The organism is Pseudomonas mucoides (assembly GCF_015461845.1).
GTDB lineage: Bacteria > Pseudomonadota > Gammaproteobacteria > Pseudomonadales > Pseudomonadaceae > Aquipseudomonas > Aquipseudomonas mucoides.
On the sequence record NZ_JACOPW010000016.1, the window covers coordinates 1 to 12757 of the forward strand.

A 12757-nucleotide genomic window follows, 5' to 3' on the forward strand; every position below is an offset into this window, starting at 1 on the left:
GACGCCGGGCACCTCAGACTAACAATGCCACCCCTGCGTCGCTGCGCTCCGACTGCCTGTCCGAATGATCGTGGAACAGGTGTCCGGATCAGCGTGGGCTGAGTGTCCGAATGGCGTGGAATCCGCATGCATCATTCACTGCGATCGAGCCAGAGGTAGATCTTCCTTCGAAATGGAAGGTTTTCAAGGGCTACATCGATATCGCCCTGGGGCGCCTGCCTGCTTCTTACGATTGGCGAAGTCACTTGGTAATTCCTCCCGCCAAATACCAAGGCACTTGCAACAGCTGTACGAGCTTTGCCGTTTCTGCGGCGATCGAGATTGCAACACTAATCAAAAAGGGAGGGAGTGCTCAGGACGTCGCAGCTCAGCACATGCATACCTGCATCGTGAACCGCGGTGCAGAGAACCCGCAGAACATTTGTCCCAAAGGAATTGAACCCAGGCGCTTGCTAAACCTTCTGGTGGAGTATGGCTACGCCACATCGCTCGCTGACGGCTCACCCTTCCCACCGGCAGCCTGCCTGAGGGTCGCCACCAACTCAAAAATACAGGGTTTCGCACTGTTTACCTCAGCTGCCGCGCGGTCAAGCATCACTACCGGACCTCTGGTCACAGATATGTACGTATGGGACGGCTTCTTCGACTACACCACCGATCGTGCGCCCCTATACACGCCCGACACCACCCGAGGCCATCCTCGGCTCCATTCGGTGTGTGTTGTGGGATACTTGCACGATGGCTGGATAATTAAGAACAGCTTCGGCACTTGATGGGGTGATAGGAACGCCTTCGCCACCATTGCGACCGGCACCTGTGGCCTTCTTACCGACGCTCCGCCGGCCGGCTTAGCACAGCGTCCCGCCTACACATTGGAGGTGTGAACACGTCAGCAGGTGCACGAGCAGTTGTGGGCCTTCATCCAGTCGCGACTGCTGGCCGGATTCCATTAAAATTTTGGGCCAGCGGGGTTGGCCTCAGCCTTGCTGGTGGGTGTGATCGTCAGCCGCAGGATCATCGGAGTGCCGCTGCTGGCTGAAGCGGGAGCCCAGCAACTGGTGTCGATTCTCGGACCTGCCATCCAGGAGATATTGCCGTCAGCCGAAGCGCCTGCCGCCTAGGAGTCCACCCGTAGAGCATACAACAGGATTGCGGGCAATTTAGTTCTACCTCCTTTGAAAAGCCCTTCTTAGAGGCTCATCGAGATGTTCTATGCGAGCCAGGATAGGCTTTGCAGAATACCGGTTGCAGACAATGCCTTACATCCACACATAGGGCCATCGGCACAGGCTCAAAAGCCGGGACATTTGGGTGCCAGGTCACAGTGGTGGCCCTAGCGGCTTAACCAGATACAGGTTCTCGATCAGCTCGGATCTGGCCGAAGCGACCTATAATGCGTCTTCAAATGATCGGAGCATCGTGGTCATGAAGCGCACACTTATTGGAATGGTCGAGGCTGGCGAGCCGCTGATATGGCAAACGCTTGAGGCCATTCAAAGGGCCTCTGAAGCTGAGGATTCTGAATTACCTTTGCATGAGGTTCGGTGTTTTTACCTATTGGCGGATTCGGTTTACCCAGCCGTCATTGACTCTCTGCTTGCCAAAGCTGGTCAACCACCGTCGTTCGCTCACCAGGATCCCGCCAGTAAATGACGCAAAAAACACCATTCCTTTATCCTGATCACCCTATGTATACCGAGGCCGTGGAGGCGTTGAAGCGTTACCACGAGGCGCAAGCTTCTGGGTGTCTCGCCGAAGAAATCGAACGGCTGCGTCAAATTGCGGAGTTACAGTTCCAAGCTGTGAACGAATATCAGCTCAGAGCCCTAGGCTACTATTCTCGAAAAAGCCATTGATGGGCTAGGTATGCGGGCGTTTTCTTGGGTGCCCTATTGAGCCGAATGCCGCACTGTTTGAGCAGTACGCCGACGCACTAACAATGCCCTGCGTCGAGCATTGGGCATCTACCCGATTTTGGTGGCGTTGCCGTACCGCATGCCGGGAACACTTGCGCGCCATGCGTGGACGGTTGCTCCAGCGACGTCGAGAAGCCACTTAGCAGTGGGTGTATTCTATCGATCGACTGCGCAAGAAGACTCGGCTTGCGGTAGCTAATGAATTCCTCTCCCCGACGCATTGTAATGACGCCCGGCAGAGGCCGGACGCCACCCATCTTACGCTGCCAGCACTAGTGTTAGTGATAAGCCTCGCCAGGTTTTACCTTGCCGCGGAACACGTGATAACTCCAGAAGGTATAAGCCAAGATAATCGGGATGATGAATAGCGCGCCGATCAGCGCGAACAACTGACTGGTCAATGGCGCAGCGGCCTGCCACAAGGTCAGGCTCGGCGGCACAATGTTCGGCCAGATACTGATCGCCAGGCCAAGGTAGCCGAGGAAGACCAACCCCACCACGGCGATAAAAGGCATGTGCGAGTGGCGCTTGCGAAGGGTCTTCAAAATCACCATTACCACCAACGCCGCTAGAGCAGCGATTAGCGCTGAACGCAACCAGTGGCTGGCATCGAACCAACGCTGGGCAATATCGTCGTTCAACGAAGCGGACCAGATACAAATCGTCACAATCACCACTGCCAAGGCGTAGGTAAGCGGCCGGCTGTAGCGACGCATACGCGTCTCAAGCATGCCGTCAGTTTTGATCAGCAGCCAGGTGCTGCCCAATAGCGCGTAAGTCAGCAGCAAGCCGACGCCGCAGAACATTGGGAACGGCGCCAACCAGTCCCAGCCGGAGCCGGCGAACTGACGGCCCACCATTGGGATACCACTGATGTAAGTGCCAATAGCCACGCCCTGGAAGAAAGTCGCCAGGACCGAACCACCAATGAAGGCCTTGTCCCACAGATGACGCTTGTGTGCCTCGGCCTTGAAGCGGAACTCGAAAGCTACGCCGCGGAAGATCAGTCCGGCTAGTACCAGCACCAAAGGCAGGTAAAGCGCTTCGAGGATTACTGAGTAGGCCAGCGGGAAGGCGCCGTACAACGCCGCCGCGCCGAGCACCGCCCAGGTCTCGTTGCCGTCCCACACCGGAGCCACTGTATTCATCATCACATCACGGTCGCTGGAGTCGCCGATCAGTGGGAAGAGAATCCCCAACCCCAGGTCGAAGCCGTCCATGATCACATACATCATCAGACCGAAGGCGATGATCACGCCCCAAATGACTGATAGGTCGATACCTTGAATTACCATTTTTGCCAGCTCCTTTTCAGTCGGCGACGGACAGCGGGCGACGCGCCGTAGCCAGCGATTCCGGTTGATCAGCGCTCGGCATTTGCTCGTGCGCGGTCGGCCCCTTGCGCACCAGGCTCATCATGTAGCAGATGCCGACGGTAAATACCGAGAAGTAGATAAGCACGAACAACCCCAGCGTCAGGCTCATCTGCGCAGCGCTGTGATTGGACGCCGCTTCGTTGGTCCGCAACATGCCGTAGACCACCCAGGGCTGGCGGCCCACCTCAGTGGTGAACCAGCCTGCCAGTAGTGCGATCAGCCCGGACGGCCCCATTAGCAAGGCGAACCCGAGGAACAGGCGGTTACGGTACAGTGCGCCGTTCCGACGCAGCACCAAGGCCAGCAGCGCGCAGGCGAGCATCAGCATCCCTAAACCGGCCATGACCCGGAAGCTCCAGAACACGACGGTCGAGTTGGGGCGGTCCTCTTTCGCGAAGCTTTTTAACGCCGGGATCTGCCTATCCAAGCTATGGGTCAGTATCAGGCTGCCCAGATAGGGGATCTCAATGGCGAAGCGAGTCTTCTCGGCCTCCATATCCGGCCAGCCTGCCAGGATCAGCGGCGACGGCTCACCGGGGATGTTCTCCCAGTGCCCTTCGATGGCAGCGATCTTCGCCGGCTGGTGCTCCAGAGTGTTCAAGCCATGAGCATCGCCCACCACTATCTGCACCGGTGTAGCGACAAGAATCATCCACATGCCCATCGACAACATCTTGCGAATCTGCGGCGTGTTGCGCCCGCGCAATAAGTGCCAGGCGGCGGAAGCCGAGACAAAAAACGCAGTGCTGAGGAACGCGGCCAACGCCATGTGGGCCAGACGGTATGGGAACGACGGGTTAAAGACGATTTTGAACCAGTCAAGCGGTACCACCCGGCCATCAATGATCTCGATACCCTGTGGGGTCTGCATCCAGCTGTTCGAGGAAAGGATCCAGAACATAGAAATCAGCGTACCAATGGCGACCATAACCGTGGCAAAGAAGTGCAGCTTGCGCCCTACCCGGTCCCAGCCGAACAGCATGACCCCGAGGAAACCCGCCTCAAGGAAGAATGCGGTGAGGACCTCATAGGTCAGCAACGGTCCGGTGACACTGCCAGCGAAATCAGAGAAGCGCGCCCAGTTGGTGCCGAACTCATAAGCCATGACCAGGCCCGAGACAACGCCCATGCCGAAGTTGACGGCGAAGATCTTTGACCAGAACTTATACAAGTCCTTATAGACCGCATTGTTGGTTTTGAGCCAGCAACCTTCGAGCACGGCCAGGAAACTGGCCAGACCAATAGTGATAGCCGGGAAAATGATGTGGAAAGAGACCGTGAAGGCGAACTGAATCCGCGCCAGGTCCAACGCAGTTAAAACTGACATAACAATATCCTTATAGACAGACGGGCTACCCAAAACTATGACCATCCTCAACCTGAACTTTAACTTTACTCATCAAAGGCGCAAGTAAGGTGGTCTGACGGAGTCCTCTAGGACGAGATCAAGGGTATCCGAGCAGCAATTGTAGGAACGCGAGAGCTCTGTGCTAAGCCCAACGAAATTTGGACTATCAGTTCACCGCCCATCAACTGGTAAATTATGGCCCAAACCGCTTGAATTAAAATAATTTTATTTACTCATCAGCACCACCTGGGGTACAAAGAAGATAGTCGCGACAATTAGCCGCACCAACTCCTATAGTTGGGTTGCCTCATCAAGTCGACCAGTCATCACAACAGATACAGCCTATTTTTTTGAGGACCTATCGTCAAATTGAAAATAACGACGAAATGATCAATTTTATCTATCCCCTTCCACTCAAGCGCACGATCACCCTTGATAGACGCGCCCTATGAGATAAATGAAAAAAGCAATCTAACCGACACCGCCCCCTCGCGGAGTAAAATCAATGAATCAATCGTCGCCGTAGGTGCGGCCTTGTTATAGACCGCCAGTGCTAAGACGCTCTAGACACTCACTCATTATCCGATCACACACCGACCGGCACCACTTCCAGCACTATCCACCTCTTTCTAGCTTCATCGAGACCAGCAATTAACTCGAAGACTCTTTCGGCCGTGACGAAAGCGGCTTGCCCCTTGACGCGATCGTACGCACGCTTGAGCGCGAACTCCTCAGTGCATTGGGTACACCATTCTTCCACGCCTCTAAACCTTGACGAGAAACGACGAACTTCGAATCGCGCCTCTGCCGTAACTCAGTGGATGGTAGACGGCGGTAGACCAGCTACCAAGAAGTGGGAATCGATCACCCCCTGAATGAGCGACTCGAACAAAAGCCCTAATTTACGAACCTCTTCCAAAGGCACGCCGCTCTCGTCCGCTTCCTTATAAGTTCGATAGGCCGTAAGCGCCTCGCGAAGCAGGACATCGCTTTCAAGATCAGCCGCCCCAATTGTCAGTTTCATGATTCATCCCAAATACCTTACCCAACGAACTCTAGGGCACTAATTACTCCAAGCCTGCTGAACAAACTTGATCAAAGCCTAATCAAGGGCGCTAAATAGGCAGGACAGAAAAGCACCTGCCAGTGAGGAGTGCCCTACAGCTTCGCTCGGACGTCCAGCCCCTCAAAACGGTGGTCAGAGGCCATAACAGCCTCTGACCCTTGTTATCAATGAAATAGATATAGCCTCGGCTAATCCAATACTCAACACAGGCCCTTAACTCCACAATCAACCAGCAGAATCGCTTGACCCACAACACCTCAACCCTCAACCCTCAACCCTCAACAGCTACATATAAATAAACTGTCGATACAATGCATCCAACTGCACACGAATGTTTTCTACACTCTCATCGTCATGTCGATCTGTATATTCAAGCAACTCCTGCTCCTTGTTAGTTATCAGTTCGCAAAGCGTTGATAAATTTTCGCAAAACTTGCTTGAGTGGACGACCGGCTCTACTACCAGAGTCGCTTCATCAGCCATTTTGCGGACCGAGGATACAGGTGAAATCCCTTTTAGTTTGTTGAATTCAATTTGACGTTCGCGACGACTCTTGGTTTCGTCAATTGCTTCTTGCATCGCAGGGGTCACAGTATCGGCATACAAAATAGCCGTACCATTTTGATTCCTCGCAACTCGACCGATCATTTGAATCAGCGCATGTGCAGATCGTAAAAAGCCAGCGCGATCAGCATCTAAAATGGCCACCAAAGATGCTTCAGGAATATCCAAACCTTCACGTAATAGACTAACTCCAATTAACACGTCGAAATCGCCTGCGCGCAATCCATTAATGATCTCAACCCGAGCATCAGCCTTGGTATCCGAGTGCATGTACCGGACGCGTACTCCCTGATCCGCCATAAAGGTACTCAGATCCTCGGCCTCAACTTTTGTTAACGCCGTGACCAATACCCTTTCATTGTTTTGCACACGCACAGATATTTCCCGAAGCAAATCGTCCATACGCCCCTCCAAAGGCCTTACTTCCACTTCTGGATCTAGCAACCCTGTAGGCCGAATTACTTGCTCAACAACTCTGCCCGCTGAAGCTTTGAGCTCATAGGGCCCTGGAGTTGCTGATACAAAAATGGCCTGAGGCTTAATGCCTTCAAATTCCTCAAAGCTCAATGGACGATTATTTTTTGACGAAGGAAGGCGGAAACCATAGTCTATTAATGTCTCTTTGCGACTTTGATCCCCACGATACATAGCTGAAATCTGAGGGACCATGACATGAGACTCATCAATAAATAGCAAGCCATCTTTAGGAAGGTAATCGAGCAGAGTTGTCGGATGCAGCGAAGAATCACGCTCATTCATATAACACGAGTAGTTCTCAATTCCGGAACAGTATCCAAGCTCACGCATCATTTCCACATCATTGGTAACTCTCTCATACAAGCGATTAGCTTCCACGAGACGGTTCTCTCGATTAAATTCCTCTACCCTCGACTCCATCTCGGCCAGTATTTCGACGGCAGCTGATTCAATTTTATTTCTCGGCGTTACAAACAAGGTCTTAGGCGATACCAGGTAGCTATCTACCTCTTCTAACAACTTACCAGTAATAGGGTCTAACCATTGAACCAACTCGATGTAATCATCCAACAGTACAACTCGAATGGCCCTATGCTCTGAATCCGCCGGGAAGATATCTATGATATCCCCGCGCACACGAAACGACCCACGCCTCAGAACCCGATCGACGCGATCATATTGCAGCAAAGCCAATTTTCGAATTAGTTCACCCTGCTCGATTTCTACTCCGCGTGCTAGCCGAACCTGTAGCGCACGGTAGCTGTCTGGATCTCCTAATCCATAAATTGAAGACACAGAAGCAACGACAATGACATCGCGGCGTTCAATCAATGACTTCGTAGTGGAAAGACGTAGGCGCTCCAGGTGCTCATTTATTGCCGAGTCCTTTTGAATGAAGCGATCGCTCCCAGGCATATAGACTTCGGGCTGAAAGTAATCGTAATAGGAAACAAAATACTCCACCGCATTTTCAGGAAAGAAGTTCTTCATCTCACTATAGAGCTGTGCGGTCAACGTCTTGTTGGGTGCCAAAATCAAGGTGGGCCGCTTAAGGCGATGAATCACATTGGCCATGGTGAAGGTCTTACCAGAACCAGTGATACCCTTCAACATCTGATGTGTTGCACCCTCTTCAATCCCTGAGATCAGGCGTGCTACGGCCTCTGGCTGATCCCCTGCCGGCGTATAGTTTGAGTGCAAAATGAATTTACCACTTGACATGACAATCCTCCAAATCGCGACTTGGTATTCAACTGGCGTATCAGCCAATTGAAATACTCGAACCTACCCTTAGTGGTACAGAACTTTCGGCAACTCGAAACTGATAGTGAAATATGCCTCCAGTTGGTAGCAACCACGTTTTGGGCTCTATGCACCGAGAGTGCTCACCTACAAACACCCTAAAGTGTTGACCGAGTCGAGCAAAAAATCCAATCAACTCGTGCCTTTGTCTCACTGATGCACCGCCAAGCCTTAGCGCAGATCGTGCTAAACAGCTAAGGTGGCACGTATATTTCGACCTGAACTGGTTCACAAAGCCTCTCATGGACGACCAGCTCAAGATAGCCGCGCGATACGCCTGGGCGGCCGTTAGTCTTTTGCTCGAAGTCGGCGATGGATCGACATTATGGCTCGGACAGGAATGGCTAACTCAGGACTACTAGCCACTTCTAAGAAAGCTCGAACCGAGGCAGACTCGAATGAATTTTTGCCAGCAACAAGGGCAATGGTGCAGTGTGATGGCGTTCCAGTGATCACAACCGCCCTGACATTGGCCACATGCAAAAAATTATTAGCTAAGGACTGTGGAAGAACTGCAAAAAATCTACCTGTCGAAATGTGCGAGACCAGTACACTCACTGAATCAGTTACAACAGATCGCATTTTACTTTGCTCAAGCCTACTTTCTACAGCAACTGAGAAAGTAGAAGCCAACAAACAGAGCTGCCTGCTTAACACATCTTCCCACGTTACGCTTGCAGGAAGTTCCAAGCCGAAACACCCAAAAAGAAACAACCGCTCCTTATGCAGGACTCGCGTATCGAAATCCTCCATGCAAGTGTTCTCAAGATGCATAAGTGCCACGTCTAGACCATTACTTTTAATCCCTTGCAGCAATGAACATGGGCTAGCAGTACTGATAGTTTGCTGCAACAGTGGGAATTTTTCAGCAAGTGCAGCACTTAAGATCGGGGATATAGAAGTCGTCCCCGGTACGATACCCAGCCGCAACTCACCTTCGAATCCACTTCGCAATGCGGCAAGTTCTCGATCTAAGGCTCTGCAGTCATCAGACATTTTTTGAGCCAATGCCAACACACGATACCCTTCCAATGTCAGGCCATCATAGCGCCTGCCATGGCGCACGATCTCGACACCCATGTCCTTTTCCAACTGTCTAATTCCGGAAGAAAGCGTAGGCTGAGAGACATTACAGATTCTGGCTGCGTTACCATAGTGCCCCTCGCGATAGAGAGCCAACAAGTATTCAAAATTTCTGACAATCATATGTGACCTCATCTACCAGCCTGGCACACTCCCTCGTCGCCAGTTATACTCTGGCAGAGTACGCTCTTTTTACATCCGAGCACTCAACATGACCATACACATTAGCTGCCGATATGCACTCCAACCTTTCAACCTTTCAACCTTTCAACCTTTCAACCTTTCAACCTTTCAACCTTTCAACCTGGACGTACGAAAACTTCAATCATCACTTAAATCCATCTAAGAGATCACCATGCGCATATTCACAATCGGCTTTACTAAGACCACCGCGCAGTCATTCTTTACAAGACTAGGGGAATCCGGTGCTAAGCGCCTAATCGACGTTCGCCTAAACAATACATCTCAACTGTCGGGCTTTGCTAAACGCGACGACCTCAACTACTTCACCAAAAAAATCTGTGAGATTGAATACCATCATCTCCTATTGCTGGCACCCACAGCAGACATGTTTAACGAGTACAAAAGTAAAGGTGGTGATTGGACGCACTACGCCGATAGCTTCCTAAAATTAATGTCATCGAGAAAGATAGAGAATATAGACAAGGAAATCATGGACGGCAGCTGCCTCCTTTGCAGCGAAAATAAACCTCACCACTGTCACCGTCGACTTGTTGCTGAATACCTGGCGAGCAAATGGCCAAATGTGGAGATCGTGCACCTTTAATATGCTAGCGATGTGAATCGAAAGCGCCGACATCTATCCCAGCTGCATACTCTACGGGTGAAATCTTGCTTATAGGGTACACATTCAGCTCATGTTTCCATCCCACAATATACGGTAAACGCGAGCTAGGTGCCGATCTCACATTCACTACCTAGAAGCTGCATACGTCCTGCAGGAACTGACAATCATCCCTGACTATCAATTCACCGTTGCAGTCTTACTTGGGTTCCAGCTCGGCGGGCCCACGCTTGGCCTGCGGTGTCGACCGCATGATCAGACGTGACCCTCGGTAACCGACACTGTGGTTCCAGACCCAACTCAGCGCGACACTCAAGCGATTGCGCACGCCAATCAGGAAATAGATGTGCGCCAGCTTCCAGATCCACCAAGCGAGTGCCCCACGCAGCTTCAGACGCCCCATGTCGATCACCGCCAGGCTACGACCGATGGTGGCCAGGTTGCCCTGGTGCTTGTACTTGAACGGCTCATCCACACTTTTGCCTTTCAGCCGCTTCTTGATCAGATTGGCAACGTACTGGCCTTGCTGCTTGGCCGCCGGCGCGATACCTGGCACGTACTTGCCATCCGACATCGCCGATGCCGCCGTGTCGCCAATCACGAAAATCTCGGGATGCCCCGGCACGCTCATGTCCGGCCTGACCAGCACTCGACCGGCACGATCCGCCTCGGCATTCAGCCAACGAGCGGCGGGTGACGCTTGCACCCCGGCCGCCCAGACAATGGTCTTAGCTGGAAGCGGCTTGCCCGCAACGATGACACCGTCAGCCGAGCAGTCGGTGACCGGAGCGCCCAACGCCACTTCAACGCCAAGCTTTTCCAGTGCGCGCCGGGTGTAGTCCGAGAGCTTCTCAGGGAACACCGGCAGCAGACGCGGCCCCGCCTCGATCAGCACCACCCGGGTAGCCCGCGGATCAATGGAACGGAAGTCATGGGCCAACGTGTCTTTCGCCAGCTCAGCGATCGTGCCCGCCAGTTCGACCCCCGTGGGACCGCCGCCGATGATCACGAAGGTCTGCAGTGCGGCACGCTCCGCCGGATTGTTGGAGCGTTCGGCCTCCTCGAACGCGGAGAGAATCCGTCCGCGAATCGTGGCAGCGTCCTCCAGAGTCTTCAGGCCGGGCGCATGGGGCTCCCATTCATCGTGACCAAAGTAGGCGTGCGTTGCCCCCGTCGCCAGGACCAGCGTGTCGTAACCGACGGTCGAACCGTTGTCGAGCAGGACTTGTCGCGAGCCGACATCCACACCCTGCACCTCCGCCATGAGCGTCTGCACATTCTGACGGTTGCGGAACAGGTAGCGAATCGGCCAGGCAATTTCAGAGGTCGACAGCGACGCGCCGGCCACCTGGTACAGCAGGGGCTGGAACAGGTGATAGTTGCGGCGATCGATGATCGTTACGTCCACGTCGGCGCCGGAGAATCCGTTGACAACGTCCAGCCCGCCGAAACCCGCGCCAACGACGACGACATGATGCCGTTTGTCAGAGGTCTTTTTCATCTTCAGGGTCTCCAGTGTTCAGCGATTCAACGCAGCCGCATGGTGGGCCATGTGTCCGCCCAGGTAGCTCGAAATAAAGTAGTAGCTATGGTCATGCCCGGGCCGCAGGTTGAGGGTCAACGGATGCCCTGCCTGTTCACAGGCGGCGCGCAGCAGTTCTGGGCGCAGCTGGTTCTCGAGAAACTCATCGCCCAGCCCTTGATCGACCAGCAACGGCAAGCGCTCTTGCGCAGAACGGATCAGTTCGACCGTGTCATAGCGCTTCCAGTCATCCTGGTTGTGCTCGCCCAGGTAAGCCGCCAGAGCCTTCTGCCCCCAGGGCACTTGTGTGGGGGCGACGATCGGCGAGAATGCCGAAACACTCGCATAACGACCTGGGTTGCGCAGCGCAATGACCAGGGCACCATGTCCACCCATGGAGTGCCCGCTGATGCTGCGCTTGGACGACGCTGGGAAGTTAGCCTCGATCAGCGCCGGCAGTTCGTCGACCACATAGGAATACATCTGGAAGTGATCGCTCCAGGGCAGCTCCGTGGCGTTCACATAGAAACCCGCCCCTTGGCCGAGGTCATAGGCCGCGTCGTCGGCGACGTTCTCCCCGCGTGGGCTGGTATCGGGGGCGACGACTATGATCCCATGCTCTGCGGCATACTGCTGCACGGCCGCCTTGGTGATGAAGTTTTGCTCCGTACAAGTCAGCCCAGACAGCCAGTAAAGTACCGGAAGCTTTTTATGTTCGGCCTGAGGGGGGAGATAGATGCCGAACTTCATCGTGCAACCGAGCACGGTCGACTCATGCTGATAGACGTCCTGCCAACCCTCGAAGCTGGCGTGATGTTCAATGCGTTCCATGGATATTCTCCTCATCTCTACGAGCCAGCGTTACCACTGGCATGAAGGATCACTGCTACAAACCCGGGCGCCACCACACCACGAAGGCCAGATGTCGTCTTCGATGTGCAAGTAATAAAATGTGCAAGCCAGTGAGACATCAAAACGAGAAATACAGCAAATGACACAGCCCACTGGCTTGCTGTGAATTCCGTGTGTCTTGCAACGCCTTCGGCCATGAAGGCGAGACAATTACCTTTCGGAGCTCGCGTCAGCTGACGTGGTCTCCGAGTGCCGTGGCCGCGTGGCATGAGTAGACATGCCAGGCACGGTCACGGCCAGAGCGGAAGGTGCGGTCGTCCTAACCGGAGCAGGCTCCGTTCACAACGACCTCACGACTCCTTGGTTTCAGACAAAGGTGTAGGCACACACTTTGTTACCAGCTGGGTCACGCAGGTAGGCCGCGTAGGCACCCGGCAGGTGGCCAC

Annotated in this window: 12 protein-coding genes and 1 pseudogene; 5 read left to right on the plus strand and 8 right to left on the minus strand. The window is 53.7% G+C overall.

Annotated elements, in window-relative coordinates; genetic code table 11:
* Positions 1 to 110: 110 nt before the first annotated feature.
* From H8F22_RS32340 to H8F22_RS32355, 4 genes are all read left to right on the plus strand, one after another.
* Positions 111 to 773 carry a C1 family peptidase gene (locus H8F22_RS32340; RefSeq protein WP_228759045.1) on the plus strand — a complete coding sequence of 221 codons (663 nt, stop codon included), beginning with the start codon at positions 111 to 113 and terminating at the stop codon, positions 771 to 773.
* A 198-nt stretch (positions 774 to 971) separates the two neighbouring features.
* Positions 972 to 1121, plus strand: a complete 150-nt coding sequence (locus tag H8F22_RS32345; RefSeq protein WP_016973425.1) for a TetR/AcrR family transcriptional regulator — start codon at positions 972 to 974, stop codon at positions 1119 to 1121.
* Between the two features lie 304 nt (positions 1122 to 1425).
* Complete coding sequence (locus H8F22_RS32350; protein ID WP_016973426.1) at positions 1426 to 1653, plus strand: hypothetical protein; 228 nt, start codon at positions 1426 to 1428, stop codon at positions 1651 to 1653.
* A complete protein-coding gene (locus H8F22_RS32355) occupies positions 1650 to 1856 on the plus strand; it encodes a hypothetical protein (RefSeq protein ID WP_016973427.1) in 207 nt (68 codons plus the stop codon). The genes H8F22_RS32350 and H8F22_RS32355 overlap by 4 nt, the downstream gene beginning before the upstream one ends.
* Before the next feature lie 338 nt (positions 1857 to 2194).
* Here the strand turns inward: H8F22_RS32355 and cydB are convergent, their stop codons facing one another.
* The 5 genes from cydB to H8F22_RS32380 form a co-directional block, all read right to left on the minus strand.
* Positions 2195 to 3211, minus strand: coding sequence for a cytochrome d ubiquinol oxidase subunit II (cydB, locus tag H8F22_RS32360; RefSeq protein WP_016973428.1), 1017 nt, complete (start codon positions 3209 to 3211; stop codon positions 2195 to 2197).
* A 16-nt stretch (positions 3212 to 3227) separates the two neighbouring features.
* Positions 3228 to 4619 carry a cytochrome ubiquinol oxidase subunit I gene (locus H8F22_RS32365; RefSeq protein WP_016973429.1) on the minus strand — a complete coding sequence of 464 codons (1392 nt, stop codon included), beginning with the start codon at positions 4617 to 4619 and terminating at the stop codon, positions 3228 to 3230.
* An 835-nt stretch (positions 4620 to 5454) separates the two neighbouring features.
* The gene (locus tag H8F22_RS32370; protein ID WP_016973431.1) at positions 5455 to 5664 is read right to left on the minus strand and encodes a hypothetical protein; all 210 of its coding nucleotides are present in this window, start codon (positions 5662 to 5664) and stop codon (positions 5455 to 5457) included.
* A 327-nt stretch (positions 5665 to 5991) separates the two neighbouring features.
* Positions 5992 to 7968 carry an excinuclease ABC subunit UvrB gene (gene uvrB / locus H8F22_RS32375; RefSeq protein ID WP_016973432.1) on the minus strand — a complete coding sequence of 659 codons (1977 nt, stop codon included), beginning with the start codon at positions 7966 to 7968 and terminating at the stop codon, positions 5992 to 5994.
* Between the two features lie 369 nt (positions 7969 to 8337).
* Positions 8338 to 9255, minus strand: coding sequence for a LysR family transcriptional regulator (locus H8F22_RS32380; protein ID WP_079384147.1), 918 nt, complete (start codon positions 9253 to 9255; stop codon positions 8338 to 8340).
* 232 nt (positions 9256 to 9487) lie between these two features.
* Between H8F22_RS32380 and H8F22_RS32385 the strand changes: the two genes are divergently transcribed.
* Entirely contained in the window at positions 9488 to 9919 is a 432-nt protein-coding gene (locus tag H8F22_RS32385; protein ID WP_016973433.1) for a DUF488 domain-containing protein, read from the plus strand.
* A gap of 217 nt (positions 9920 to 10136) precedes the next feature.
* On the opposite strand, the gene H8F22_RS32390 is transcribed toward H8F22_RS32385, so the two are convergent.
* From H8F22_RS32390 to H8F22_RS32400, 3 genes and pseudogenes are all read right to left on the minus strand, one after another.
* Positions 10137 to 11438: an NAD(P)/FAD-dependent oxidoreductase gene (locus H8F22_RS32390; RefSeq protein ID WP_052155507.1), complete on the minus strand. Its 1302-nt coding sequence runs from the start codon at positions 11436 to 11438 to the stop codon at positions 10137 to 10139.
* Positions 11439 to 11456: 18 nt separating this feature from the next.
* Positions 11457 to 12290, minus strand: coding sequence for an S-formylglutathione hydrolase (fghA, locus tag H8F22_RS32395; RefSeq protein WP_016974193.1), 834 nt, complete (start codon positions 12288 to 12290; stop codon positions 11457 to 11459).
* A 387-nt stretch (positions 12291 to 12677) separates the two neighbouring features.
* A pseudogene (locus tag H8F22_RS32400) lies at positions 12678 to 12757 on the minus strand (VOC family protein); the annotation flags it as partial.

Coding starts and splice junctions, on each gene's coding strand:
- H8F22_RS32340 (WP_228759045.1), top strand. CDS start 111: ATGGCGTGGAATCCGCATGCATCATTCACTGCGATCGAGCCAGAGGTA.
- H8F22_RS32350 (WP_016973426.1), top strand. CDS start 1,426: ATGAAGCGCACACTTATTGGAATGGTCGAGGCTGGCGAGCCGCTGATA.
- H8F22_RS32355 (WP_016973427.1), top strand. CDS start 1,650: ATGACGCAAAAAACACCATTCCTTTATCCTGATCACCCTATGTATACC.
- cydB (WP_016973428.1), bottom strand. CDS start 3,211: ATGGTAATTCAAGGTATCGACCTATCAGTCATTTGGGGCGTGATCATC.
- H8F22_RS32365 (WP_016973429.1), bottom strand. CDS start 4,619: ATGTCAGTTTTAACTGCGTTGGACCTGGCGCGGATTCAGTTCGCCTTC.
- H8F22_RS32370 (WP_016973431.1), bottom strand. CDS start 5,664: ATGAAACTGACAATTGGGGCGGCTGATCTTGAAAGCGATGTCCTGCTT.
- uvrB (WP_016973432.1), bottom strand. CDS start 7,968: ATGTCAAGTGGTAAATTCATTTTGCACTCAAACTATACGCCGGCAGGG.
- H8F22_RS32380 (WP_079384147.1), bottom strand. CDS start 9,255: ATGATTGTCAGAAATTTTGAATACTTGTTGGCTCTCTATCGCGAGGGG.
- H8F22_RS32385 (WP_016973433.1), top strand. CDS start 9,488: ATGCGCATATTCACAATCGGCTTTACTAAGACCACCGCGCAGTCATTC.
- H8F22_RS32390 (WP_052155507.1), bottom strand. CDS start 11,438: ATGAAAAAGACCTCTGACAAACGGCATCATGTCGTCGTCGTTGGCGCG.
- fghA (WP_016974193.1), bottom strand. CDS start 12,290: ATGGAACGCATTGAACATCACGCCAGCTTCGAGGGTTGGCAGGACGTC.